The following is a 21,282-nucleotide window of genomic DNA, read 5'->3' on the forward strand; positions in this document are numbered from 1 at the left end:
GCCAGCGAGAGCAATGCAAACGCAGTTTGCAAATTGCCGAGCGGCGAGGAGGAAAACGAGCGCAGCGAAGTTAAAAAGAACAGTACCCTCCAGATAAGGCGCAAATAAACGAACGGTTATTTAATCAGATTGACGCCGTCCGTCCAGGAGATCTTCTCGTCCTTCTCCCACCACGATCCATGATCTGCCGTCGGGCGATCCAGATCGCAGAAATCATTCCCCCGCTTCATCTCCTCCTTCAGCGCCGCACGATACCTCTCCGCCAGTTTGTGTACCCTCTTCGACGGCGTCCCAGCCAACAAGTTCGTCATCTCCCACGGATCATTCCTGAGATCGAACAGCTGCTCCGTAATCTTGCCCTTCACATTGTAAACGATATACTTGCGGCCATCCATCACCAGCGCCCGGTGGATACTCGAATAAGCCAGCCACACCCGGTCGCGCGGCGTCTCGCCCTTCGCCCCCTTTTTCAAAGCAGCAGCCAGCGACCGCCCCGTCACCGACTCCGCCGGCGGAATGCCCAGCAGTTCCGACAACGTCGGATTGATGTCATACAGGTAGCACAACCCCTCGTTCCGCTCCCCTTTCGGGATGCCCGGCGCCCAGACCACCAGCGGCACCTTGATGCTGTGGTCGTACAGGCTCTGCTTGCCCATCAACCCGTGCTGCCCCATCGCCAGACCATTGTCGCCCGCGAAGACCACGATCGTATGCTCCAGCTTACCGCTCTTTTCGAGCGCATCGATCACCCGACCGATCTGTGCATCCACCTCGCTGATCATCCCATAGTAATCCGCCAGCTCCTTCCGCACCGTAGCCTTGTCGCGCGGAGCAGGAACCACGACCTCATCCCGCACCTGCAACTCTCCGTTGTCGAACGCATGCTGCGGGCGATAATTCACCGGCAGCTTGATCGTGTCCGGATCATACAAAGTTCCATACCACGGATGACGGTTGCGCGGGTCGTGCGGCGAAGTGAACGCCACATAGGCGAAAAACGGCGTCGTATCCCCCACCGAACGGGTCAGAAAATCGACCGCCGCGTCGGCATACATCTCTGACGAAAATTTCGGCCCCACGAACGGCTTCTGGTTTTTGTAATCCCCCTTCGGGTCGTAGTGCATCAGCAGCGGCGTCACATGGCCGCCGTCTTCGTACCGGTGCATCCCGCCGAAATAGATATTCTCAGCCTCGGAAAACGCCCGGTTGAACGACTCGAAATCCGAATGCCACTTGCCCGTCTCGAAGGTGCGGTAACCCTCCTTGCGCAACTGCTCCGGCAGCATCGTGTGGCGCGGGGCGATCACCCAGCCGTCCTGCGCGATCTCGAACACCCCGCGGCCCGTCATGATCATCGCCCGGCTGGGCATCGACAGCGCCCCGCCAATCGCTCCGTTGGTATAGCAGTTGGTGAAAGCCGTCCCCTGGCTATAGATATAGTCGATGTTCGGCGTATGCACGTCCTCGCGACCGAGGGCGCGGATCGCATTGTTCTGGAAATCGTCGGTGAGGATGAACAGCACGTTCATGCGCTGCTGCGCCGAGGCTCCCACGCCGACCAAAGCAAGAGCCGACAGGGTGAGCAAAGTCTTTTTATCCATGAATCATTGGTATGAACAGAGGCAAATGTACGAAAACTTCTCCTGCATTTTCAGCTGCCCCCTCCCCCACCCTCTCTCTTTAGCATTGGGATTTTTCATATTTTTATAATACCTTTACACCGATTCAATCCTATAAATTCATACATATTATATGATGACCGACGCTCAACGTATCCAAGCTTTACTGACATACACCCGACTGAACGGGAAAAAATTCGCCGAACGGATCGGACTGAAACACCCGGACACGGTCTACCACATTCAGCGGGGACGAAACGGAATCTCGGATCGGCTGGCCGAACGGATCGTGACGGCGTTTCCGGAGGTGGCCAAAGGATGGCTACGCTCGGGGGAGGGCGAGATGCTCCGTGACGCCGGGACGGGGGAGGAGACGGCCACGGTGGTTCGACCGATCCGCACCCGGACGAGAGACATTCGGGTAGAGCGTCAGCGGGTGCCGCTGTACGATTTCGAAGCGACAGCGGGACTGACGCCGATCTTCACGAACCAAAACGTGCCGATCGACTACCTGTCGATTCCCGACCTGCCGCGATGCGACGGGGCGGTCTACGTCCGGGGCGATTCGATGTACCCGCTGCTCAAGGCGGGGGACATTGTGATGTACAAACAGATACAGGATTTCTACAACATCATCTGGGGCGAAATGTACCTGATTTCGTTCAGCTACGAGGGCGAGGAGTACATCACGGTGAAGTTCATCAAAAAAATCGAGGGACGGCCGGACTATGTCCTGTTGGTGAGCCACAACCCGCACCACGCCCCGAAAGAGATTCCGGTATCGGCGATTCGCGCGCTGGCGATGGTGAAAGCTTCGGTACGGTTCAATACGATGGGCTGACGGGAAGCGGCTCCAGATGTCGCAAATGCACGCTCACGGGTTGAAAAACCAGGAAGAGGCGACGAAAAACAGTCGTAAAGGTCGGCCATTCGGCCTCGCTTATGCCCGCCACCTTTACATCGACAACAAAAGGAGCGGTGCTGGCGACCGGCGTCATAACGGTGCCGTCCGTCGTGGAGCGCCTGCCGGGCATGATCCAACAGGAAAGCATCGCGAACCACTGTGGCCGAAGTCGCCCCGAGCGCTTCGGCCAACAGTTCGATCGAGCGCGGGGTACCGCTCAGGCAGTAAATCAGCAGCACACGCCGAAGCAGATCGCGCAGCTGAATCGCGCCGAGGTCGGGAAACAGCTCCACGGGGATGCCGAACTGACGCAGGTAGAGCGTGAGTTTCCGCAGGTCGCGCTCCTGCTCCGGCGCAATCGCCAGCTGATCGACGGCAAGCGAGAGCAGACGCTCCCGGAATGTATGGTCGAGGGCCAGGGTCTGCGTGCTTTGAATGCTTTCGGGTAGGAGTTCCATAGTTACAAATAATCGACGGTTACCGCGCCCTGTACATAAAAATCGGCCGGGCGTTTGACCGGAATGTTCGAAAAATCCACGGCGGCCACGGATAACACACCATCGGCGGCCAGTACGGCCCGTTCCAGATCATAAGCTCCGAAGTCGCCGGCATAATGGAGCGAAAGAACACCGAAATACTCTGCTATTTTGCGGTTCACATTCTTCTCCAGCGTCTCCCGGTCGGCACCCAAGACGGCCCGTACAGATACGTGGCCGGAAATCGGTACCGGGTTCGCTTCTGAAAATATAAATACCGGGCCGACCACTCCGAAATTGTCCGCTTGAATGTCATTCAGTATTATCTGCTCCAACTCTGGACTATGAACAGAACCAAACGTAACACCATCCTGCGAAATCATCCGCCTCAGTGGTGTGAGACGAATAACGCCTGGTGGCAGGGTCGGCTCGTCGCTCTTGCGGGTGATCATCAAATCCGACATCTCGGGCAGGGAGAGGATCCGTTGCCGATAGGCCTCTTCCGTTCCGATCGCCTGATGCGTGTTGTTCAATATCCGCAGACGGTATTCGTCGTCCGCCTCGTCCGGCAGGCGGCTCACACCGAACAGGGCGCCCCAATCGTCAAGGGCCGGAGCCGTGGCGTACTGCACGAAGTTCTGACGCATCAAAAACTCCATCCGCGCACGGAGCACGCTTTCGCGGTAGGCCATCACGTCGATCAGAATCCGCTCGGGATCGGCCGGATGGAGCGTCTCGCCCGCCGCTTGCTGATAGGTGGCTATGGTTTCGGAGAGAATCGCCTCCGGATCGTTCGCAATAAACTGTATCTCGCTCGTAGGTTATTGAATGGTTGCGACAGCCGGAGCCGTCGTGGTTCCCGTTTGGGCGGTGGGGCCGCCGGCGGTGCTGACCGGAATCCCGGCCGCGATGGTGATGGTCGCACTTTTGATATAGGTGTCGATCAGGTCGGCCAACGAAGCGGCAAAGTCGGCGTCGCTGATTTCGGTGCGGGTACGCATGTCGGTCAGCAGATCGAGTATCTGCGTTTTAAGGAGTTGTTTGTTCAGCATGGCGGCTATTTCAGCAGATTATCGAGGTCTTGAGCGGCCTTTTGTATGGCTTGTACGGTCGGTGGCAGCGGCGTGCCGCTGGGCCCCATCGGGGTGGAGACGGTCAGGTTTTGAATGGCGGTTAAAATGTCGTTCAGAAGGGTTTTCAGGTCGTTCGAGCCGTTTTTCAACGAAGCTTTATTTTCGCTGATCCGAAAGGTCATTTCACCGACCTGTCGGTAATACCCCTCGGCGGCCGCTTCGGAAGGCACCGGCTCGCTGTCGGAAAACAGGGCCCCTAAGGCGATGTTTTTGCCGCTCTCCAGCCAGCACACGACCTGCGTCCCGACAGAGGGCAATACGAAACAGGCATGCTCGCCGGTGGTCGGCTGAAGCACGGCGCACTCGGCCGAGGTACCGAGATGCTCGAAATCGACACTCACCGCTCCGCGGTCTGCATGGTGCTGGGTTACGGTTCCTATCTCGATCATTTGGCTGGCGGTTTTTGAAGGGTGACACGGGTGGTGTAGCCCGACGAACTGTCGGAATGGGTGGCCTCGCTGATGTAATACAGGTCGTCGAACCGGCCGAAGCCGCTCATCCGAACGCCTACGCCGGCCCGCAAACGCACATCGCCCAACAGCGTCAGACTGAACTCGACGCCCGATTTGTTGCGGTCAGCGATATAGTCCCGGGCCTTTTGACGGGCTTCGGAACTGCTCTTCACCTCTTCCCAGCGCACGGCCTCGCCGCCGCCCTTGATGCGGGCGTCATACGTGCCGGAAATCTGCTTCTTCGACTTCCGATCCCACCACTTGACCGTACATTTCGAAAGGCGGCCGGCTGCAATATCTTTTACATCGTAGTCGATGACATCCCCCCGTTTTATTTCCAGTTGGCCGATCTGGCCGAGCTGTTGGATCGGGTAGAAGATCAAATCCGTCCCCTCCACTTTGCAAATCCGGCCGAGTTCGCAGGCCAGCCGATTCAAAAACCGGAAGCCGGTTTCGTTCTGAATCCCCGACCAGGTGCCGGACAGATCGCCCCGGGCCCGGCATCCCAGCGTTTCGGCCACCTCGTTCACGATGTCGGCCACGGCCCGGCCCGCATGATTCCGCCGCTGTACCGGGGCGCCGAGCCCCGAGGAGCGGAGCAATAGGGCGCGAATACGACAAGCGTCCTCGGCACCGCCGCCCGACAGGCTGACCTCGTCGACCCAGAAAATTCCGGCATCGAGCATCTCACCCCCTTCGTAGCCCATCAGGATATGGATTTCATCGTCGATGTCGGGATACCAGTCTGCCCAAAAGAGCCCCTCCCGGTTGGAGAGGTCGATTTCGATCTCTCCGGCCCGACCGTCCAGAAAATCTTTGAAGGTCATTCCGCGAAGGATCGGGGCGAAGTCTCCGGAGACATCCTTGCCTTCGTAGGTAATGACGGTTTTGGGTTTTAGTCCTGTTTCCACGGCGCTTTGGTTTGAGTCATGCGTTCGGCGGGGGCGGCGATCTCCGGCACGACGATCTGGGCCCCTTCCGGAATGTGATTCTCGCAGAGGGAGACGAGCGCCGGATTGGCGGCCATCAAGGCGGGAGCCAAAGCGGCGTCGCCCAGCAGATCATAAGCTAGTAAGTCCCACCGATCGCCGTATTTTGAAGTCGTAACAATCATTTGTTGGTCGTTTTGCGGTTGCTCTTTTCTGTGGCCGGTCTACTCTCTGCATTGCGGTTATTTATCACCACCCGGTCAGCGTATTCTAACAAGGAGAGAGTGAAGTCGGCCTCCTGAATCGTCCCCCGGGCGTCCGTGCGGGCGACGGTCACTCCGCGTTCGGCCACCACGTAATCTCCCTTGTAGACGCCGTCGGCGAAGACGAACCGTTGCGGCGAACCGCTCCGGCACAGGAGGTCGAGCTGACGCAGGATTTCGGGAATGTTGTGGCCGAGCCGGGCGCGCAGACTGATATTCAGGGTGATTTCCGAGAGGGCCTCTCCCTTGGCCTGAAGCACGGGTTTTCCGGTGGCGATTTCGTGTCGGGCGTAGTTGTATCCGATCGTCTCCTCGAATCCGGTCAGGCTGTCCGGCGAGGTCAGCCGGAGATCACCCAAGCGCAGGTATTCCATAATTGCCTCGATTGTTTTTGCGATTCTCTTCGTTGATGATTCGGGTCAGTTCGCCGGCGAACTGACGGAAAAAATCCATCAGTTCGTCCCGACTTTTGCGGGACATATCTCCGGAGATATGGACGGTGGGTTTGAAATCGACCTGCACGGTCGGAGCGGCTGAAAGCGGCATGCCGAACGAGCCCGCACCCGCATCACGCCCCAACGAAGGAAGCGAGACCGGTTCCGAAGCGACGTAACCGGTCATCTCCGGCCCGCCCATGGGCAACTCCATTCCCTGCAATAGTTTCGGATCAAGATCGGATAAATCCATCTGCTCCATATCGAGGTCTCCGAATGGAACCCCGAAACCGGCCAATTCCGGATGTTCCGAATTCACGGAGCCGGTTAGCGCCTGCCAGTCCGGCAGGGTGCTACCGGTCGGGGCCGTCTCCCGATTCGACTGCGCGGCCTGTTTCCGTTCCTCTTTCGCCCGCTCTTTTTCAGCCTGCTTGGCCTGCTCCTCGGTCAGGTGCATGCGGTAGTTTCCACCGATACCTCGGGCCGTATCGACAGCCTTTTTGACCGGCTTCGTGAAAGCGTCGACCGCCCCTCCGAATCCCTCTTTGAGCGAGTTCCAAGCCCCGCTCCAGTCTCCGCTGAAGACCTTGCCGACCGCTCCGGCCAATCCGCCGATCAGGGCTCCGGCGGCCTTGAACGGCGCGATCATCCAATCGATAATCGCTTGTCCGAACCCCTTGATCGTGTCCCAAATGGTATAAACGACGGCACGAAACCCGGCGAACTTATCCCAACAAATGGCGATGGCCGCGACTAAGGCAATGATACCGAGAACGATCCAGGTAATCGGGTTGGCCAACAGAGCCGCTGTCCAGGCCCAGGTCGAAGCAATGGCGCTGGTCAGGGCCGGAATCACACCGGTCATCATCGTCACTTTGGCCAACCGCAACGCTTTGGTCAAACCGCCCTGCACCAACGTGGCCAATGCCGTCCGCTTGCTCCACAGCGAGGTGACTGCGCTGGCCACGAGCTGCGCTTTGGAACATACCGCAGTCCACAAAGCCGATGCCTTGGTCGCAACCGAATGGGCCATCGTCACCCACCAGGCGCGGGAAGTCAGCGCATTGTAAACCACCAGAAGAGCATTCCCCGTCGAGATTGCCGCGTTTTTCAGCCATATCCCGAACGCCGCGGCCTTACCGGCAGTCGCCGTTCCTTTCATTCCTCTTACCACATCGACTGTCGCTTCGCCTATGCTCCACAGGGCCTCGGCCAGCGGAGCAAAACTCAGTACCATACTGCCGAATCGACTGCCCACCTGAATCACATCCAGCATACATTTCGAGCTCTCGGTGAGTTTCATACTCCACTCATCGAAACGAGCGGCCTGTACCTCCAACCGGTGGTTCCAGTTGTCGGTACGGGTGGCAGCCTGGTCGGTCGCGGTCGCGGTATCCGTCACCTGTTGCGTCACGGTTCCCACGGCCTGAGCATTGCGAATCAGGAATTGAGCCGCATCGACGTTCTCGGCACCGAAAGTCCTCGACAACGCGACCGTATCGGTCAGCATGGGTTGCAAAGCCGCCAAAGCATCGGAGAGCGAGGTTTTTCGAAAGTCCACCCCCAATGCCGTCTGCATCGTACCGAGTATCTGGCGGAGAGCCATACCGGCTCCGGCCCCTTTCTGGTCGTTTCGGCTCAACACCTCCAGCGCGGCGGTGGTCTGTTCGACAGAAAGCCCGACCTCGGAGGCTGTCGAACCGACCGTCCGGAGCGATTCGGCCAGATCGCCGACGCGGGCGTCGCCGGCTTGGGCACCGGCCGCCAGCACGTTGATGACTCGACCGGCGTCGGAAGCGGAAAGCCGAAACCGGCTCATGGTGCTCCCCAAGGCTCCGGCAGCCTCGTCCAACGAGATTCCGACTGCCTGAGCCAACGTAACACTCTGCTTTTGCAACTCGACCAGACTGTTCTTATCGAGCTTCTCTCCGGAGAATGCCAATGCCAGCGTCCCAAAAGCCGACACGGCTTGTCCCGCCCCGAATCCGCTCTCGACCCCGACCTTTCGGGCCACTTTACCCAGCTCCTCCAGATCGGCTGCGGGCAGTGCCACGACTGCGGAGAGTCCGGCCAGGCAGCGTTCGAATTCCCTGTAGGGCTGAACGATACGCTGGAGGCTGGATTCCATCTTGTCGCTCACCTCGATCATTGATGCAACCGTCTGTATCCGCTGGCTGAATCCATCCGACTTCTCGGCATCCGTATTATTTTGACTTCCCATATTGTTTACGCATAGATTTCCCATTCCGGTTCGGAGCTCACCTCCGCCGGCGATTCAGATCGTCGAAATAGTTTTCGAGTTCGTGGAGCCAGAAGTTGAGCTCCGAGAGGGTCATTCGCCGGACTTCGGCGAATCCGAAACGGCCGTCGCGGACAAGGCAGAGAACTGCTCGGCCGAGCCCACCAACCCGGTGGCAGCCAGCTCGGCCGACAATTCCAAAAAATCCGAGAGGGGCAGCTGTTCGAGCTCTTCAAGGGTGAGCCGCCGACCGTCGAAGGTGCAGATTTGGCTGATGAGGGCCATAGACATGCGGGCGTTATCCTGGAATTTTTGCGCTTCAAGGAGGTCTTCGACCAGGGGTTCGCGAACAGTCACGTTCTTGATAGCGAGTTTACCCGGGTTCTTTTCTACTGTAATCTTAATTTTTGACATTTTAATACAAAACTGTTTATATAAATATTTCTACTCCTCTTATCGTTTACGCTCCTTGGATCGAGATATTGAAATAGTTCACCTCTCCGCGCCCGACGCCGTCCGGAATCGCAACAACGATGGCTCCATCAATCAGTTCATCAAACACAATCGGTGTATATCCGCTAAAGGTATTCCCTCTTGATTTTACTTTTGTAATATGCACTGTCGACATGTTGACTGCCACCTTGGGGACGATATAACATTGAACTCCATATCCGTCACTGTTCCACGTAACCGATTGTATCCAATCAGCTGATTTGCTGATAACATTTCCGTTCGGGTCGATCTGGGCGTAATAGGTGGGTTTGATGTTCCCGGAGTGACATAGTTCAACCCAATTCGACCACTTATCATTCAATGTACCGCAGCGATGGTAGATGCCATTCATAACGTTACTTTCCCCAAACGAATATAGCGTCTGAGAAACCCAGTTCGCCCCACCCGTATGTTTAATCACACTGAGATAGACCCACCCGGCAATGGGTGAATTCTTGGGGTTAAACACATCGAATGTCCCGGTTGTCTGAACTGTATTCAAGTCTGTTCCGGTGGGCAAATTCAATGTTCCATCTTGCTTGGAATTAGGATTAAAATTCCCGGAGTGCCACAACTTCCTCCAAGCTCCCCAACCATTGTCCCAGCTATTACTTCTTAAATACAACCCGTCCCTATAAGTGAATGCGAGTTGAACACCTTCTCCGCTTGGTATATACAACGTTCCAAATGCGGTTGGGCATGGTGCGTTGCTAATCCGCTGGGCAATATAATCAAACGAAACATAATACACCTTGCCTGGCTCTGTCCAATCATTGCAATCTCCCTCTGTCTTTAACAATGCAGCATTCATTTTTCCCTCCAGCGCCTCGGCCATAGCCTCCGCCGTCACCCGCTCGCCGATCAGCTCCATCACCGTTGCCGAGAAATTCGGATCGTCACCCAGCGCAGCAGCCAGCTCTTTCAGCGTATCGAGCGCCTCGGGCGCACTGTCGGTCAATTCCGCCACGATCCGGTCGGCATACTCCTTGGCCATTTTCAACGCCTCGGCATCCTTCGTATTGATCGCCTCCGCCAGCTCGTCCGCCCGAGCTGTCGTATCCCGTTTGAGCTCATCCAACCGCTCGTGCAGGTTGCGCGTACGGAGGGCGAGCTCCCGGCCCTGCCGGTTGCTCACCCCTTCCGCGCCCCCCTCCACCGGATCCTCCGGTTCGATCACGTAGACCCCGCCGGACTCCCAGTCATACTCCCGCACCGCATCTTCCTTAAAATTCGCCATATCCGTCCGTACTATTTCTGGTTGGCATTGAACTCCCGAAGCAAATCCTGACCGAAATGGCGGAAAATGTTGTTGAACACATCGATCTCCCAAACCACCTCGCGATTCACCTCCAGTTTATAATAGCTGACCGTCATCAGGTGTTCCGCTTCGAGCCGCTCCTGCGGTTTAATCGACCCCGTAGGCATCTCTTTGAACAGACCGGCAATCGTCGCCACCACCGGCACATTCTCCGACACCCCGGTCGCCGAAACCACCTGCATATCGCTCTTGACCGTCAGCCGACACGTCCGATGCGGATTCTCATGCTTCCAGGCATCCGGATAGATGGCGTTGAACTTGAACTTCGCCTCCATCTTTTCGATACCGGCCGGCACCTCCGTCGCTCCGTACAGCCCCAGCGCCGTCACCTCCTGCGTTTTGATCTTCACGGCCGGCAGCTCCAACTCGGCGAGTTTTCCGGCCAGTTTGACCGACTGAATATATACATTGGCGTTTATAATGCTGTTAATCATATCCTTCCTGTATTAAGATTTAAAGTTCCACCACCTCTTCGAAAGTCAGACTTTCCAGACTCGGCGCATACCGAACTGACAGAGTAAAGGTCAGGCGTCCCTGAGCGATCTCGACCGCCGGATTCTTCGTCTCATCCCACGTACACTCCCCTTCGACGATGGCCCCCTGGCCGATCAGGTTGCGCAGGAAAGCGTTCACATCGCCCGTAATCATCTCCACCGTAATGCCCGTGGCCGCCCGGTCCATATAGTTCAGCGCCGCATCCACCAGCGCCTCCCGGATAGCCATACGGACAGCCCGCGGTGCGATCATGCAGTCCGTAGTCTTCTGCGACGGATAGGCCGCCGTCCAGTTACCCCATAAGCGTGTGCCCATGCCGCTTTTACGGAATACCGTTGTAATACCTTGTGCATTCAGCAGGTTGGTGTCGGCCGTCTCATCGGTAAGCGAACTGGTGATCGATGTAGTAAGTCCGACAATACCGGTAAGATCTGAATTAGACGGTGAAAGCCAATACCCCTCTGCCCCGTCACGTGTCGCTTTGGCTGCCGCCCAATGTACAGACAGACCGAGCTTGTCGATGGTTGCTTCATGTGTATTGTGGCGTAACACCTGCGGATAGCAGAGTACTGCCGCCTGCGATGTAATGTTGTAGATTCCGGAGGCACGGGTGGTCAGTGCATCCTGCACATCTTCGGCGACCATATCTATTATGGCAAAACCGTCCAGTTTATCGGCGACGGTCAACATGCGGGCCATCACCGCCTCGATTTGGGAGTATCCCGGCGCCAACACGATGTTCGGTTTCACCCCCAACGTATCGTCGACCGTCAGCAAAAGGTCGAGACCGGCCACGAGATCGGCCGTGTAATCCACAACTTCGGGCAGTTCCGGTTTGTAGATATTCGTAGCCACTTCGCCCGCCTCGTCGCGCGTCATCCGACCGTCGGCGTCGAGCAGAGCAGAGGCTTTTTCAGCCGGCAGCACATTCACGACCAACACCTTGGCCGAAACGGTCGCAAAGATCGTCTCCAACGCCGCCGGAATCGTGAACCCGGAGACATCGGCTCCGTACTCGGCCACAGCAGCTTCGGCCGAAGTAATCAGTTTGACCGTTCCCCCCCCCCTGCGGAGCAGTGCCGACCAACGCGATCACCGAAGTATCGCCGGCGGACATCAGGACGTTCTTCGCGCTCTCTTTGATTTGGATACCATGCAGATAACCCATACAATAACAGATAATTAAAAGGTGAATAATTCGATTGGAGTATCATTTTATTTTCCCGCCCGCGCCCCGTCTCAATTTCCGAGTGTCAGGGTCTGCGATTCGGCGGTGTCGAGTATCTCATACCGGATCGTCACGCAGCGTCGCCCGGGTTCAGGTTCAGTAGTCACGACCTGCCTCACCCGGATCCGCTTCTCGTACCGCGCAAGCTGGTCGGCCACTTCATACGCCACATCCAATTGCTGCATCCCGCCGCCGAGGAGCCTTTCGGCTCCCAACCCGAATCGCGGACGGAACGGCACCTCGCCGCGAGCCGTGAGCAGAATAATCCGCATATTTTGTCGAATGCTCTCGCCGAGCGGTCTACGCCCCAAGCGGACGGTCGAAGAAAGGGTCTTGTCGTTCATGAAAGAGGATACTTTTGAGTTTCCAATGCTGATCGAATCGCCAGATTCCGTCCGATTCGTCGGTCGGAACCTCCTTTTCGAGTTCGAGCGATGCAGGGGCCCCGGGAAACGCATATCCCTCCAAACGGTTGCGGATTCGCTCCGAACAGTCGTAGACCCCTTCGGCGCCGCGAAGTGCCGGGCCCGCGATTCGGATATCGATCCGCCAAACCTGTTCGCTCCGCGCGCCGCTGCAATCGCGGGCCACGCTTTCGATTCCCCGGTAACCGACCCGAACCCGGGTTTTCGTTTCGTTCGGATTCGGGGAGATCGGTTCGGAAAACGGCCCGGCTTCGAGGCCGACGTCTCGAATCGCTTCGATCAACGCATTTTCGAGTACTTCTGCTGTCATCGTTTCTAATCGGTTCAAGTAATCGGGCGGGAGACCGAATCTTCAGATGCCTGCCCGATCGTTTTCGGATACAGCGTCACGAAATATTCGACCGCCGGACAAATGACGAGCAAATGGATTACACTAATTCTTCACCCTCGTTATTCTGCACAAAAAAACGGCCCTTCCCGACGCACCCGTCAGGAAGAACCGCTATATATTTCCACCGATTCCTGTTCCGCTCAGCGAGTCGCCTCACCCGGTTTATCTATGTCCGGCAGCCTCATCGCCCGGTTCCGCAAGAAAACCGTCACTCCCCGTTCCGGCGCGTAGAAACAGATATCCTCGTCGAGGAATGCCCCCCTTCAAACTGAATATCCGGTAAATCCGACCCCACATCCGCCCGTAAACCATCGCCACCCGGCCTTCTCTATCCAGAAACACCCGCCCGATATACGGATCTCCCGCCTCAGGACGAATCACCACCAATGGCCGCACCCCCCGACGAACGAATCTGCTCCGGAGTCTCGCCCAAACCGCCATCCCCACCGCTCGTCCCACCAGAATCATCCCCATCACGAGCCCCAAACCCGCCAATTGCTCCGCGAGTTCCGACAAATCATAACTCCGCCACAGCCATCGCAGCCCGAGTCCGCCGACTCCGCCGACCATCACCGCAGCCACACCTCCCACCGCCACGGCCGCCCACCCATAGCCCCGATATACCCAGCTGTTCCGCCGAATCTGCCCGGTAGGCATCCGGCCCCCCAGTTCGATATACTGTCGAATTTCCGCTCTCTGTTCTCCGATTTGTTTCACAGCATAGCACTATTTAATTTCTCATCGTTGAGGCATTTCACGTTGCATAAACAAATCAAGGTATTCCGACAATTCATCGGGTTCCCACATAATCAGCATCGGATGGGGATTTACCGGCGGAGCAGCCAGCATCTCTTTCGTAAACGGCTTTGGAACAATCATACACATTTTGTGCTCCGCGATGAAATCCATTAATTTCCGTTTGTTCTCCAACGTGCGATTTTTCTTAAATTCCTGAAACAAGAGTTCCTGTGTCGGCAACCAGCGGTTATAAACATCCTCGCCACCGGCCCGTTCATACCCTGCCCGAATCAGCGAGTCTTCCCGTTGAACACGAGCAATAATCGCCGGCGTCCATTCATGATCCCCCAAAGCCTCTTCCTGCCGAATTTCAGCTGCCCGGGCCGAATCGGCCGCGGCCTGCGGATCAACCTCCGGTTGCATCGCACGCTGGCCGCAAGCCCAAATTGACATAACGATAAAAACAAACGACAAAACAAATGTATATTTTTTCATAACCTCAATAAGGAACAAAAGAGAAATTAGCAGGTATACAAACATAACAAAAAGTCAGGATATTTCTGAATGGAAATATCCTGACTATACGAATCGTGTGATCCCGACAGGATTCGAACCTGTGGCCGACAGATTAGAAATCTGTTGCTCTATCCAGCTGAGCTACGGGACCCTTCCGTGGCACAAAAGTAACATTTCATGCGCTGGTTTCCAAATCCGAAAGCGTATCTTTGTCTCATCGTACCATCCACTGGCCTTATGAAAAATCCGCTGCGGCTCGAACCCGTCATCGACACCGTTTATAAACTCGTGCCGTCGCATTCACCGCGGCGGATACCCGAATCGACCGACGCCCGCCCGCTCGCCGAGACGGTGGCGGCGGCTCCGGCCCATTTCGCGGCCCGAGAGGCCTTGGCAAATCATTACACCGAAGAGGGACGTCTGGCTGAAGCGTGTCAGTTGCGATGGGAGGGTGCAAAATTAGTGTGCGATCTGCTGGAGGAGTCGGACAACGAGTTCATCACGCTGGACTGGGAGGACGACTATACGGCTCAGGCGCTTTCGATGGTGTACGACTCGGCTGTCGATCACTTTACGATCGGCGACTTCGAAGTGGCGACGGCGATGTGGGAGTTGCTGACAGACTGCGATCCGGAAGACCACCTGAACGCCTCGGAATGGATGGTGTTTTGTTACATCGCATTGGAAGAGTGGGAGTTGTTCGACGAGACGGCAGCCTTGCTGCCGGAAGAGGCGCTTTCCACCCGGCTGGCGAAATTTTGGGCCGCTTTCCGACGCCAGACTCTGCCCGCAGCCGAAATCCGACAGGCCATGAAGCGGGAGACACCGGCATTATACACCGAATGGCGAGCGACCGAACACGAGATTACGCCGGAGTATCTTTCGGACATCGAGTCGCGCCGACCGACGGTAGCAGCGGAAGCGAGACGTCTGTGGCTTCGGACGGAGGCGTTGTGGCGCGAATTTCCGGAGTTTACAGAAGGCCTGAAAAAATGATGGGGCTGTGTAATTCAGCCCCATCATTTTTTGTACCGTATTTAAGCTAATTAATCCTGGCATCGCCTTACCCGAAATCTTTCGATCCGTTTCCGGACACTCCGCGCTACTTTCTTGGCAAACACATCCTGACACGTCCTGCCAAACGATATCCCCCACTGAAAAATCCCATGTGTCTTTTCTGGCATAGAAGCAAGTGCCGGCACTTCACTCATGATTCGATTGATCCGTTCCGTATGGAATGACCGACGACCGTACTCCCGCGAATACCAGGTATGCACCAAAAACGGTTTCCCGAGGTGATTCAGCAAAATTGTGGAATAACCGTCCGCATGCTCGACCGCATCCAGATAAAGCGTCTTAAAACACTGACTGATCCAGATAAAAAACGGATAATACGGTTCATAACCATCGTAAGCATAAGGAACCCCCTGATGCAAAAGATGAAACGGCGTTTTCTGTTCATACTCTTCCCGATGAAGAGTATACTTCTTCATCTCGCATTCCTGAAACTTTTCACGCAACGCACGCACATCAAGAACATTAAAAAACGGATTAGTCACCAACGGATTATGCCCTCGCATAGACAACACCCCTCCATCCGGCATCCCGCAATTGACAATCTTCTCCTTGATGCAATAATCAATCAATTCGACCAACGCCTCCGGATCCGTAATAAAGGCATCTTCATCGATATTGAGGACATAGTCGGCTTTCGATTGCAACAATTGTTTCAAATATCCATCCGCCGTGGTACCCAAAAGTCGATGACATGAATATCCCAACGTCTCAAAAGTTCGCTTTGCCCGCGTATAAAGTCGATGATTCATCGACCGAGTATAGATTTCGATTTTCTGTTGTTCCGCCATCTTTACTCAAATTCGAGCAACAACACGCCTTTGGCGACCACATCACCGGCAGCCACATGCACCTGCGCCACCGTTCCGCCGATCGGCGAACGATAGGTATTGTGCATCTTCATCGCCTTGAAAGTCAGCAACACGTCTCCTTCTTTCACCCGATCTCCGACTTTCACATCGACGGTGGTTATCGTCCCCGGAATAAAGGAGACGATCCGCCGGGGATCTTTCGCCGCCCACGGCTCTCGATTCTTATATTTTGCGGTCAAGGTCGTCGGATAACTGCCATTCTCGGTGGCCAACATCTCCAACTGCACCGCACTTTCTGTCTTATTCATCTGCTTTCTTTTTATGGATCGCGTTCTCGTACTACTCTTTGTATATGGAGGGTACTGTTCTTTTTGTGAACAAAAAGAACCAAAAAAACTTTAGACTGAGGACTGCGGAGCCTAAGGAGTAGCGTAGCTATCATGAAAGTTCTTTGGGTACCTTTCTTTCAAGAAAGGTACAGTTCTATCCTCCACAAAGAACGGAATGCGAAAAAACGATCGATTAAAACGGCGGGATACCGTGTTTTTTCTCCGGACGGAGCACCGACTTACGCTGCGCCACCTCCAACGCATGAATCAAACACTTGCGCGTTTCGGCCGGTTCGATCACCGCATCGATGTAGCCCTTTGCCGCCGCCACATACGGATTCGCGAATTTGTCCTTGTACTCCTGGATTTTGAGCTGGCGCATCTCCTCCGGATTTTCCGCCTCCATGATCTCCTTTCGGAAAATCACATTGGCAGCCCCCTCCGGCCCCATAACCGCAATCTCCGCCTGCGGCCAGGCGAAGACGAAGTCAGCCTGCAAATGCCTGGAATTCATCGCAATATACCCCCCGCCATACGCCTTGCGCAGAATGACCGTAATTTTGGGCACCGTTGCCTCCGAGTACGCATAGAGCAACTTCGCCCCATGCCGAATCACCCCGGCATGCTCCTGATCGACCCCCGGCAAGTAGCCCGGCAAGTCCTCGATCGTCACGATCGGCACGTTGAACGCATCGCAAAAACGGATAAACCGCGCCGCCTTATCCGACGAGTCGCAATCCAGCACCCCCGCCATCACCATCGGCTGGTTGGCCACGAAACCCACCGTCTCACCGTTCACACGCCCGAATCCCACCACGATATTCCCCGCAAAAAGTTCCATCACCTCGACGAACTCGCTGCCGTCGCTCACCGCCCGGATCACATCCCGCACATCGTACGGTTGCGCCGGATCGCCCGGGACGAGTTTTTCGATCGGATATTTTTTAGCGAGCGGTTCAGCCGGTTTAGTCCGTTCCGCCGGCTGGGTATTGTTCTGCGGAATGGTCGAGAGCAGTTGCCGGATCTGCCGGAAACACTCCTCTTCCGATTCCGCGAAGAAGTGCGCATTCCCGGTCTGTTCGCAATGCACCCGTGCCCCGCCGAGCTCTTCCATGGAGATTTCTTCGCCCAGAACCGTCTTGATGACTTCCGGGCCGGTGATAAACATTTTGGAGATTTTGTCCACCACGAAGACGAAGTCGGTCAAAGCCGGCGAATAGACCGCCCCGCCCGCGCACGGCCCCAGAATGACCGAAATCTGCGGAATCACCCCCGAAGCCATCGTATTGCGGAAAAATATTTCACCGTATCCGGCCAACGCATTGACCCCTTCCTGAATCCGCGCTCCGCCCGAGTCGTTGATCCCGATCAGCGGCATCCGCATATTCAGTGCGTAGTCCATGATTTTCGTGATCTTCCGTGCGTGCATCAACCCGAGCGACCCCCCGGCGACCGTAAAGTCCTGGGCAAACACCGCCACCGGATTGCCACAGATCGTCCCGGTACCGATAATCACCCCGTCGCCCGGCAACTCCTTGTTCTGCATGCCGAACTCCGTTCCGGCATGTTCCACGAAGATGTCGTACTCATGGAAAGAATCGGCGTCCAACAGAGCGATGATCCGTTCGCGGGCAGTGAGTTTGCCCATGGCTTTCTGCTTTTCGATCGCCTTGAGCCCGCCGCCGTTGAAGACCTTCTCTTTTCTCTGCTTGAGGTCGAGAATTTTCTTGTCTACGGTCATAGTAGTTCGATTAAAGATTTAGACAAATATAGCATTTTTCTCTTACAACGTTTCGGCCCGGACAAAATAGTCCGCCGGCCATCCCCCGACCGGCACTTCACACCCCGCCGGAAAGAGCCCGAAGAGAGTCGAGCCCGACCCCGACAATGCGGCATACACCGCCCCCTGCCGATACAGTTCGGTCCGGATCTCGCCCAGCACCGGCAAACGCCGGAAGAGCGGCTCTTCGAAGTCATTCACGAGCCGTCCGCGCCACGCCTCGACCGGCCGCCGCAGGATTTCACCCAACGCCGCCTCCGGCATACGAGGCGTGATCAAAGAATAGGCTTCGGTCGTCGAAACCCCCACCGGCGGTTTGACCAGCAAGAGCCTCCACCCCGCCAGATCGAGCCCGGGAAACGGCTCCAACCGCTCGCCCCGCCCCGCCCCGAGCATCGGCCGGTCGTAGAGAAAAAAGACCGTATCGCTCCCCAACCGCGCCGCAAAGGGGACGAGCTCTTCGACCGTCAATCCGAGCGCGAGCACCTCGTTGAGCCCGACAAGCACCGCCGTGGCATCCGCCGAACCACCGCCCAACCCCGCGCCGAAAGGGATCGTCTTGTGAAGATGAATCCGCACCCCGCCCGCCGCCGCAAACGGCTCCGGAAAGGCATCCCGCAAGATTTTCGCCGCCCTGACACACAGATTCTTCTCCTCCGGACAATCCACCGCCAGACCGGTCGAAGAAAAATCAATCCCTCCATTCGTAGAACCGGGCAAAATCTCCACCGCATCGCACAGCCCCCGCACCGGATAAAACAGGGTCTCGATCTCATGATAGCCGTCCTCCCGCCGCGCCGTGATGTGCAAACCGAGATTGATTTTACAGTGGGGAAAAAGGATCATCTTTGCAAAGCGGTTGAATCGTTATCCTCCTCCACAGCCCGATCAGGTTCCGGCAACTCTGTGGCGTCGTCCAACGGCGTCAAAGCCTGCGGCATCTTCTTCGAGGCCTTGATTCCCAACTTCCGAAGCGACTCGGCCCGCCGCACGAGGTTGCCATTCCCCTCCCTGAGCTGCCCGAGAGCAGCCCGATAGGCCTTGTCCGTCCGCCCCAACGCATCGCCCACAGCTAAGAAATTCTCGGCAAAACCGACGAATTTATCGTACAACGCGCCCCCCTGCCGCGCAATCTCCATCGCATACCGATCCTGATTGTCGCGCCGCCAGAGGTCGTCCACGATTTTGAGAATCGCGAAAAGATTCGTCGGACTGCTCAGGATGACCTTCTTGCGATACGCATCGTCCCACAGTTTGGCATCGCACTGCAACGCCACGAGAAAGGCCGGTTCGTTCGGCACGAACATGATGACGAAGTCCGGCGAACCCGCAGCCAGTTTCTGATAGCTTTTCACAGCGAGTTCGTCGATGTGCCGCCGCACCGAGGCCGCATGGGCCGACAGCGCCGCCCGCCGAATCCCCTCGTCCGGGTCATCCGCCGCCTCGACATAATTGGCATAAGCCGTGAGCGAGACTTTCGAGTCGATGACCATCTGTTTGTCGTCCGGCAAGACCAACACGACGTCCGGCCGTACATGATCCCCCTCTTCGGTCCGAAAATCCTCCTGCACACGGAAGTGTATCCCCTTTTGCAGCCCGGAGCTTTCGAGCAGCGTTTCGAGAATCATTTCTCCCCAGTCGCCCTGCGTTTTGCTGTTGCCGCGCAACGCCGTCGCCAGGTTGTTGGCCTCGCGACTCACCCGATTGCTCATCTCGTGGAGCCGTTTGATCTCGGCCTCCAACACCTTCCGTTCGGTGGAGTCGCGTTCGATCCGCTGGCGGAAATGTTCGATGTTTTCGCTCAACGGCTTCAACAGGTCATCGATATTTTTCCGGTTGGTGTCGGTAAACCGCCGGCTCTTTTCCTCCAATATGTCGTTGGCGAGGTTGCGAAAGTGGTCGGCGAACTGTTGCTGAAGTTTCTCCCGCTCGGTGGTCTGATTTTTGAACCGTTCGCTCCAGATACGCACATCGGCCCTCGCCCGGCTCAACTCGTCGCGCAAAGCGGCATTCTCCTCGGCACTCCTGCGCAAAGCCTCCTGCTGTTCGTCCAACCGTCCTCCGAGCAGCGCCGCTTCGGCTCGCAAGGCAGCGTTCTCCGTTCCCCACGCCTGGGTCGCAGCGAGCTCTTCGCGCGCAGTCTCCAACTCCTCGGCAATCGCCCGCGCCGCACGCCGTTCGCTCCGCCACTGGGCCCACAGCGCAGCAGCCGCAGCGACCGATACGACGATCAGGATGGTCAGGAGAATCGTCATCCCTTCACGGCAACGGTTTCGATTTCAACCAACGCTCCCATAGGCAGCGCAGCGACCTGATAAGCCACACGCGCAGGCAGTTTGTCGGTGTAGAACTCGGCATAGGCTTCGTTCATCGTAGCGAAATCGGCGATGTCGGCCAGCAGGACGGTCGATTTCACGACGTCGTTTTTCGTATACCCGGCGGCTTCGAGAATGGCGGCGATGTTTTTCAAGCTCTGAACGGTCTGTTCGCGCACGCCGGCGGGCATCGTTTTGGTCTTGGGATCGATGGGTAGCTGGCCCGAGATGTAGAGTGTTCCGTTGGCTTCAACGGCTTGGCTGTAAGGCCCCACGGCTGCCGGAGCGTCGGGGGTGGCAATCCATTTTTTCATGGTTCGATGTTTTTTTGAATGCAGATTTCCGAAACGGACAGGTTCCGGTTTTCTCCATGTGCGAAGTTAAGAGAAATAGGTGGATTGCACAACGGACGGGATGAAATCTGGCCGCCCCGGGCTTCCGCGACTATGGGCGGGCGAATGTGGAGGGCACTGCAAGGTATGTCGGCAACGGCGGATACTCCTGGTCATGTACATCGATGACAAAGGAGGTCACGGTGAGGTATTTGGATTTCCATACGAAGAGTTTCCATCCCTCTAACTCAAGCAATCGCAGCCACGGTTTTCAGTTGCGTTGCCTCTCGGAATAAACGCGCCCACAGGGCGTTTTAATGCCAGCCTCTACACCAAGTAACCGACAGCCTCTACCCTATCTAGCTTGACTTTGGTGGGTCGGACGCCCGGGAGGAACAGCAACTCTCGGCGCGTGAGCGGCGTGTTGCGGGCCTCCCGGTGGGAGGCGTCCGGCCCGCGCGACTCTGCGAGTCGCAGGAGCAAAGCACCCATTCGCCGCTCCAATTCTGTCGGGTTCGGGCTGCGCGCTCCGGGGGTGGGCCGAACGGCCCAGCGCGCAGGCCCGGCGGTTCTATGAACCGCAAAAGC

At 56.7% G+C, this 21,282-nt stretch carries 25 protein-coding genes and 1 tRNA gene; 3 read left to right on the forward strand and 23 right to left on the reverse strand.

What is annotated here, in order from left to right; genetic code table 11:
* Window positions 1–116: 116 nt before the first annotated feature.
* On the reverse strand, window positions 117–1,601 hold the full coding sequence (locus tag QZ302_RS04150) for a sulfatase-like hydrolase/transferase (RefSeq protein WP_294592825.1): 1,485 nt from the start codon (window positions 1,599–1,601) through the stop codon (window positions 117–119).
* 151 nt (window positions 1,602–1,752) lie between these two features.
* Between QZ302_RS04150 and QZ302_RS04155 the strand changes: the two genes are divergently transcribed.
* Both QZ302_RS04155 and QZ302_RS04160 read left to right on the forward strand, forming a co-directional pair.
* A complete protein-coding gene (locus QZ302_RS04155) occupies window positions 1,753–2,460 on the forward strand; it encodes an XRE family transcriptional regulator (RefSeq protein WP_294592827.1) in 708 nt (235 codons plus the stop codon).
* A gap of 101 nt (window positions 2,461–2,561) precedes the next feature.
* Window positions 2,562–2,972 (forward strand): hypothetical protein, encoded by a 411-nt coding sequence (locus tag QZ302_RS04160; protein WP_294592830.1) that lies wholly within the window; start codon window positions 2,562–2,564, stop codon window positions 2,970–2,972.
* 11 nt (window positions 2,973–2,983) lie between these two features.
* Here QZ302_RS04160 and QZ302_RS04165 read toward each other — a convergent pair whose 3' ends face one another.
* From QZ302_RS04165 to QZ302_RS04240, 16 genes are all read right to left on the reverse strand, one after another.
* On the reverse strand, window positions 2,984–3,694 hold the full coding sequence (locus QZ302_RS04165; protein ID WP_294592832.1) for a hypothetical protein: 711 nt from the start codon (window positions 3,692–3,694) through the stop codon (window positions 2,984–2,986).
* A 126-nt stretch (window positions 3,695–3,820) separates the two neighbouring features.
* Window positions 3,821–4,051: a hypothetical protein gene (locus QZ302_RS04170; RefSeq protein ID WP_294592834.1), complete on the reverse strand. Its 231-nt coding sequence runs from the start codon at window positions 4,049–4,051 to the stop codon at window positions 3,821–3,823.
* 5 nt (window positions 4,052–4,056) lie between these two features.
* Window positions 4,057–4,521 carry a hypothetical protein gene (locus QZ302_RS04175; RefSeq protein ID WP_294592835.1) on the reverse strand — a complete coding sequence of 155 codons (465 nt, stop codon included), beginning with the start codon at window positions 4,519–4,521 and terminating at the stop codon, window positions 4,057–4,059.
* A complete protein-coding gene (locus tag QZ302_RS04180) occupies window positions 4,518–5,495 on the reverse strand; it encodes a hypothetical protein (protein WP_294592836.1) in 978 nt (325 codons plus the stop codon). The genes QZ302_RS04175 and QZ302_RS04180 overlap by 4 nt, the downstream gene beginning before the upstream one ends.
* Complete coding sequence (locus QZ302_RS04185; protein WP_294592837.1) at window positions 5,480–5,698, reverse strand: tail protein X; 219 nt, start codon at window positions 5,696–5,698, stop codon at window positions 5,480–5,482. The genes QZ302_RS04180 and QZ302_RS04185 overlap by 16 nt, the downstream gene beginning before the upstream one ends.
* A complete protein-coding gene (locus tag QZ302_RS04190) occupies window positions 5,695–6,150 on the reverse strand; it encodes a phage tail protein (RefSeq protein ID WP_294592838.1) in 456 nt (151 codons plus the stop codon). The genes QZ302_RS04185 and QZ302_RS04190 overlap by 4 nt, the downstream gene beginning before the upstream one ends.
* Window positions 6,128–8,431 carry a phage tail tape measure protein gene (locus QZ302_RS04195; protein WP_294592839.1) on the reverse strand — a complete coding sequence of 768 codons (2,304 nt, stop codon included), beginning with the start codon at window positions 8,429–8,431 and terminating at the stop codon, window positions 6,128–6,130. The genes QZ302_RS04190 and QZ302_RS04195 overlap by 23 nt, the downstream gene beginning before the upstream one ends.
* A gap of 111 nt (window positions 8,432–8,542) precedes the next feature.
* Entirely contained in the window at window positions 8,543–8,863 is a 321-nt protein-coding gene (locus QZ302_RS04200; RefSeq protein ID WP_294592841.1) for a phage tail assembly protein, read from the reverse strand.
* Window positions 8,864–8,909: 46 nt separating this feature from the next.
* Window positions 8,910–10,178, reverse strand: coding sequence for a hypothetical protein (locus QZ302_RS04205; RefSeq protein WP_294592842.1), 1,269 nt, complete (start codon window positions 10,176–10,178; stop codon window positions 8,910–8,912).
* An 11-nt stretch (window positions 10,179–10,189) separates the two neighbouring features.
* Window positions 10,190–10,693 (reverse strand): phage major tail tube protein, encoded by a 504-nt coding sequence (locus QZ302_RS04210; RefSeq protein WP_294592843.1) that lies wholly within the window; start codon window positions 10,691–10,693, stop codon window positions 10,190–10,192.
* Between the two features lie 19 nt (window positions 10,694–10,712).
* Window positions 10,713–11,777, reverse strand: a complete 1,065-nt coding sequence (locus QZ302_RS04215; RefSeq protein ID WP_294592845.1) for a phage tail sheath subtilisin-like domain-containing protein — start codon at window positions 11,775–11,777, stop codon at window positions 10,713–10,715.
* A gap of 216 nt (window positions 11,778–11,993) precedes the next feature.
* The gene (locus tag QZ302_RS04220) at window positions 11,994–12,326 is read right to left on the reverse strand and encodes a GPW/gp25 family protein (protein WP_294592846.1); all 333 of its coding nucleotides are present in this window, start codon (window positions 12,324–12,326) and stop codon (window positions 11,994–11,996) included.
* Window positions 12,283–12,717, reverse strand: coding sequence for a Gp37 family protein (locus tag QZ302_RS04225; RefSeq protein WP_294592847.1), 435 nt, complete (start codon window positions 12,715–12,717; stop codon window positions 12,283–12,285). Before QZ302_RS04225 ends, QZ302_RS04220 begins: the two co-directional genes overlap by 44 nt.
* A gap of 243 nt (window positions 12,718–12,960) precedes the next feature.
* Window positions 12,961–13,515 carry a hypothetical protein gene (locus QZ302_RS04230; protein WP_294592848.1) on the reverse strand — a complete coding sequence of 185 codons (555 nt, stop codon included), beginning with the start codon at window positions 13,513–13,515 and terminating at the stop codon, window positions 12,961–12,963.
* 21 nt (window positions 13,516–13,536) lie between these two features.
* On the reverse strand, window positions 13,537–14,031 hold the full coding sequence (locus tag QZ302_RS04235) for a hypothetical protein (RefSeq protein WP_294592849.1): 495 nt from the start codon (window positions 14,029–14,031) through the stop codon (window positions 13,537–13,539).
* 98 nt (window positions 14,032–14,129) lie between these two features.
* A tRNA-Arg gene (locus QZ302_RS04240) sits at window positions 14,130–14,203 on the reverse strand.
* Between the two features lie 86 nt (window positions 14,204–14,289).
* Between QZ302_RS04240 and QZ302_RS04245 the strand changes: the two genes are divergently transcribed.
* On the forward strand, window positions 14,290–15,048 hold the full coding sequence (locus tag QZ302_RS04245) for a tetratricopeptide repeat protein (RefSeq protein WP_294592850.1): 759 nt from the start codon (window positions 14,290–14,292) through the stop codon (window positions 15,046–15,048).
* A 50-nt stretch (window positions 15,049–15,098) separates the two neighbouring features.
* On the opposite strand, the gene QZ302_RS04250 is transcribed toward QZ302_RS04245, so the two are convergent.
* From QZ302_RS04250 to QZ302_RS04275, 6 genes are all read right to left on the reverse strand, one after another.
* Window positions 15,099–15,785, reverse strand: coding sequence for a hypothetical protein (locus tag QZ302_RS04250; RefSeq protein ID WP_294592851.1), 687 nt, complete (start codon window positions 15,783–15,785; stop codon window positions 15,099–15,101).
* Between the two features lie 134 nt (window positions 15,786–15,919).
* Complete coding sequence (locus QZ302_RS04255) at window positions 15,920–16,246, reverse strand: acetyl-CoA carboxylase biotin carboxyl carrier protein subunit (RefSeq protein WP_294592852.1); 327 nt, start codon at window positions 16,244–16,246, stop codon at window positions 15,920–15,922.
* A gap of 214 nt (window positions 16,247–16,460) precedes the next feature.
* A complete protein-coding gene (locus QZ302_RS04260; protein WP_294592853.1) occupies window positions 16,461–18,008 on the reverse strand; it encodes an acyl-CoA carboxylase subunit beta in 1,548 nt (515 codons plus the stop codon).
* A gap of 42 nt (window positions 18,009–18,050) precedes the next feature.
* The gene (gene ispE / locus QZ302_RS04265) at window positions 18,051–18,893 is read right to left on the reverse strand and encodes a 4-(cytidine 5'-diphospho)-2-C-methyl-D-erythritol kinase (RefSeq protein WP_294592855.1); all 843 of its coding nucleotides are present in this window, start codon (window positions 18,891–18,893) and stop codon (window positions 18,051–18,053) included.
* A complete protein-coding gene (gene rmuC / locus QZ302_RS04270; protein ID WP_294592856.1) occupies window positions 18,890–20,302 on the reverse strand; it encodes a DNA recombination protein RmuC in 1,413 nt (470 codons plus the stop codon). The genes ispE and rmuC overlap by 4 nt, the downstream gene beginning before the upstream one ends.
* Window positions 20,299–20,676 carry a RidA family protein gene (locus QZ302_RS04275; protein WP_294592857.1) on the reverse strand — a complete coding sequence of 126 codons (378 nt, stop codon included), beginning with the start codon at window positions 20,674–20,676 and terminating at the stop codon, window positions 20,299–20,301. The genes rmuC and QZ302_RS04275 overlap by 4 nt, the downstream gene beginning before the upstream one ends.
* Window positions 20,677–21,282 lie beyond the last annotated feature (606 nt).

This window comes from uncultured Rikenella sp., assembly GCF_910579375.1.
Classification (GTDB): domain Bacteria; phylum Bacteroidota; class Bacteroidia; order Bacteroidales; family Rikenellaceae; genus Rikenella.

What these genes read in the sequence shown, in the direction of transcription:
- QZ302_RS04150 (WP_294592825.1), bottom strand. Translation starts at nt 1,601, where the DNA reads ATGGATAAAAAGACTTTGCTCACCCTGTCGGCTCTTGCTTTGGTCGGC.
- QZ302_RS04155 (WP_294592827.1), top strand. Translation starts at nt 1,753, where the DNA reads ATGATGACCGACGCTCAACGTATCCAAGCTTTACTGACATACACCCGA.
- QZ302_RS04160 (WP_294592830.1), top strand. Translation starts at nt 2,562, where the DNA reads ATGCCCGCCACCTTTACATCGACAACAAAAGGAGCGGTGCTGGCGACC.
- QZ302_RS04170 (WP_294592834.1), bottom strand. Translation starts at nt 4,051, where the DNA reads ATGCTGAACAAACAACTCCTTAAAACGCAGATACTCGATCTGCTGACC.
- QZ302_RS04175 (WP_294592835.1), bottom strand. Translation starts at nt 4,521, where the DNA reads ATGATCGAGATAGGAACCGTAACCCAGCACCATGCAGACCGCGGAGCG.
- QZ302_RS04185 (WP_294592837.1), bottom strand. Translation starts at nt 5,698, where the DNA reads ATGATTGTTACGACTTCAAAATACGGCGATCGGTGGGACTTACTAGCT.
- QZ302_RS04190 (WP_294592838.1), bottom strand. Translation starts at nt 6,150, where the DNA reads ATGGAATACCTGCGCTTGGGTGATCTCCGGCTGACCTCGCCGGACAGC.
- QZ302_RS04195 (WP_294592839.1), bottom strand. Translation starts at nt 8,431, where the DNA reads ATGGGAAGTCAAAATAATACGGATGCCGAGAAGTCGGATGGATTCAGC.
- QZ302_RS04200 (WP_294592841.1), bottom strand. Translation starts at nt 8,863, where the DNA reads ATGTCAAAAATTAAGATTACAGTAGAAAAGAACCCGGGTAAACTCGCT.
- QZ302_RS04205 (WP_294592842.1), bottom strand. Translation starts at nt 10,178, where the DNA reads ATGGCGAATTTTAAGGAAGATGCGGTGCGGGAGTATGACTGGGAGTCC.
- QZ302_RS04210 (WP_294592843.1), bottom strand. Translation starts at nt 10,693, where the DNA reads ATGATTAACAGCATTATAAACGCCAATGTATATATTCAGTCGGTCAAA.
- QZ302_RS04220 (WP_294592846.1), bottom strand. Translation starts at nt 12,326, where the DNA reads ATGAACGACAAGACCCTTTCTTCGACCGTCCGCTTGGGGCGTAGACCG.
- QZ302_RS04225 (WP_294592847.1), bottom strand. Translation starts at nt 12,717, where the DNA reads ATGACAGCAGAAGTACTCGAAAATGCGTTGATCGAAGCGATTCGAGAC.
- QZ302_RS04235 (WP_294592849.1), bottom strand. Translation starts at nt 14,031, where the DNA reads ATGAAAAAATATACATTTGTTTTGTCGTTTGTTTTTATCGTTATGTCA.
- QZ302_RS04245 (WP_294592850.1), top strand. Translation starts at nt 14,290, where the DNA reads ATGAAAAATCCGCTGCGGCTCGAACCCGTCATCGACACCGTTTATAAA.
- QZ302_RS04255 (WP_294592852.1), bottom strand. Translation starts at nt 16,246, where the DNA reads ATGAATAAGACAGAAAGTGCGGTGCAGTTGGAGATGTTGGCCACCGAG.
- QZ302_RS04260 (WP_294592853.1), bottom strand. Translation starts at nt 18,008, where the DNA reads ATGACCGTAGACAAGAAAATTCTCGACCTCAAGCAGAGAAAAGAGAAG.
- ispE (WP_294592855.1), bottom strand. Translation starts at nt 18,893, where the DNA reads ATGATCCTTTTTCCCCACTGTAAAATCAATCTCGGTTTGCACATCACG.
- rmuC (WP_294592856.1), bottom strand. Translation starts at nt 20,302, where the DNA reads ATGACGATTCTCCTGACCATCCTGATCGTCGTATCGGTCGCTGCGGCT.
- QZ302_RS04275 (WP_294592857.1), bottom strand. Translation starts at nt 20,676, where the DNA reads ATGAAAAAATGGATTGCCACCCCCGACGCTCCGGCAGCCGTGGGGCCT.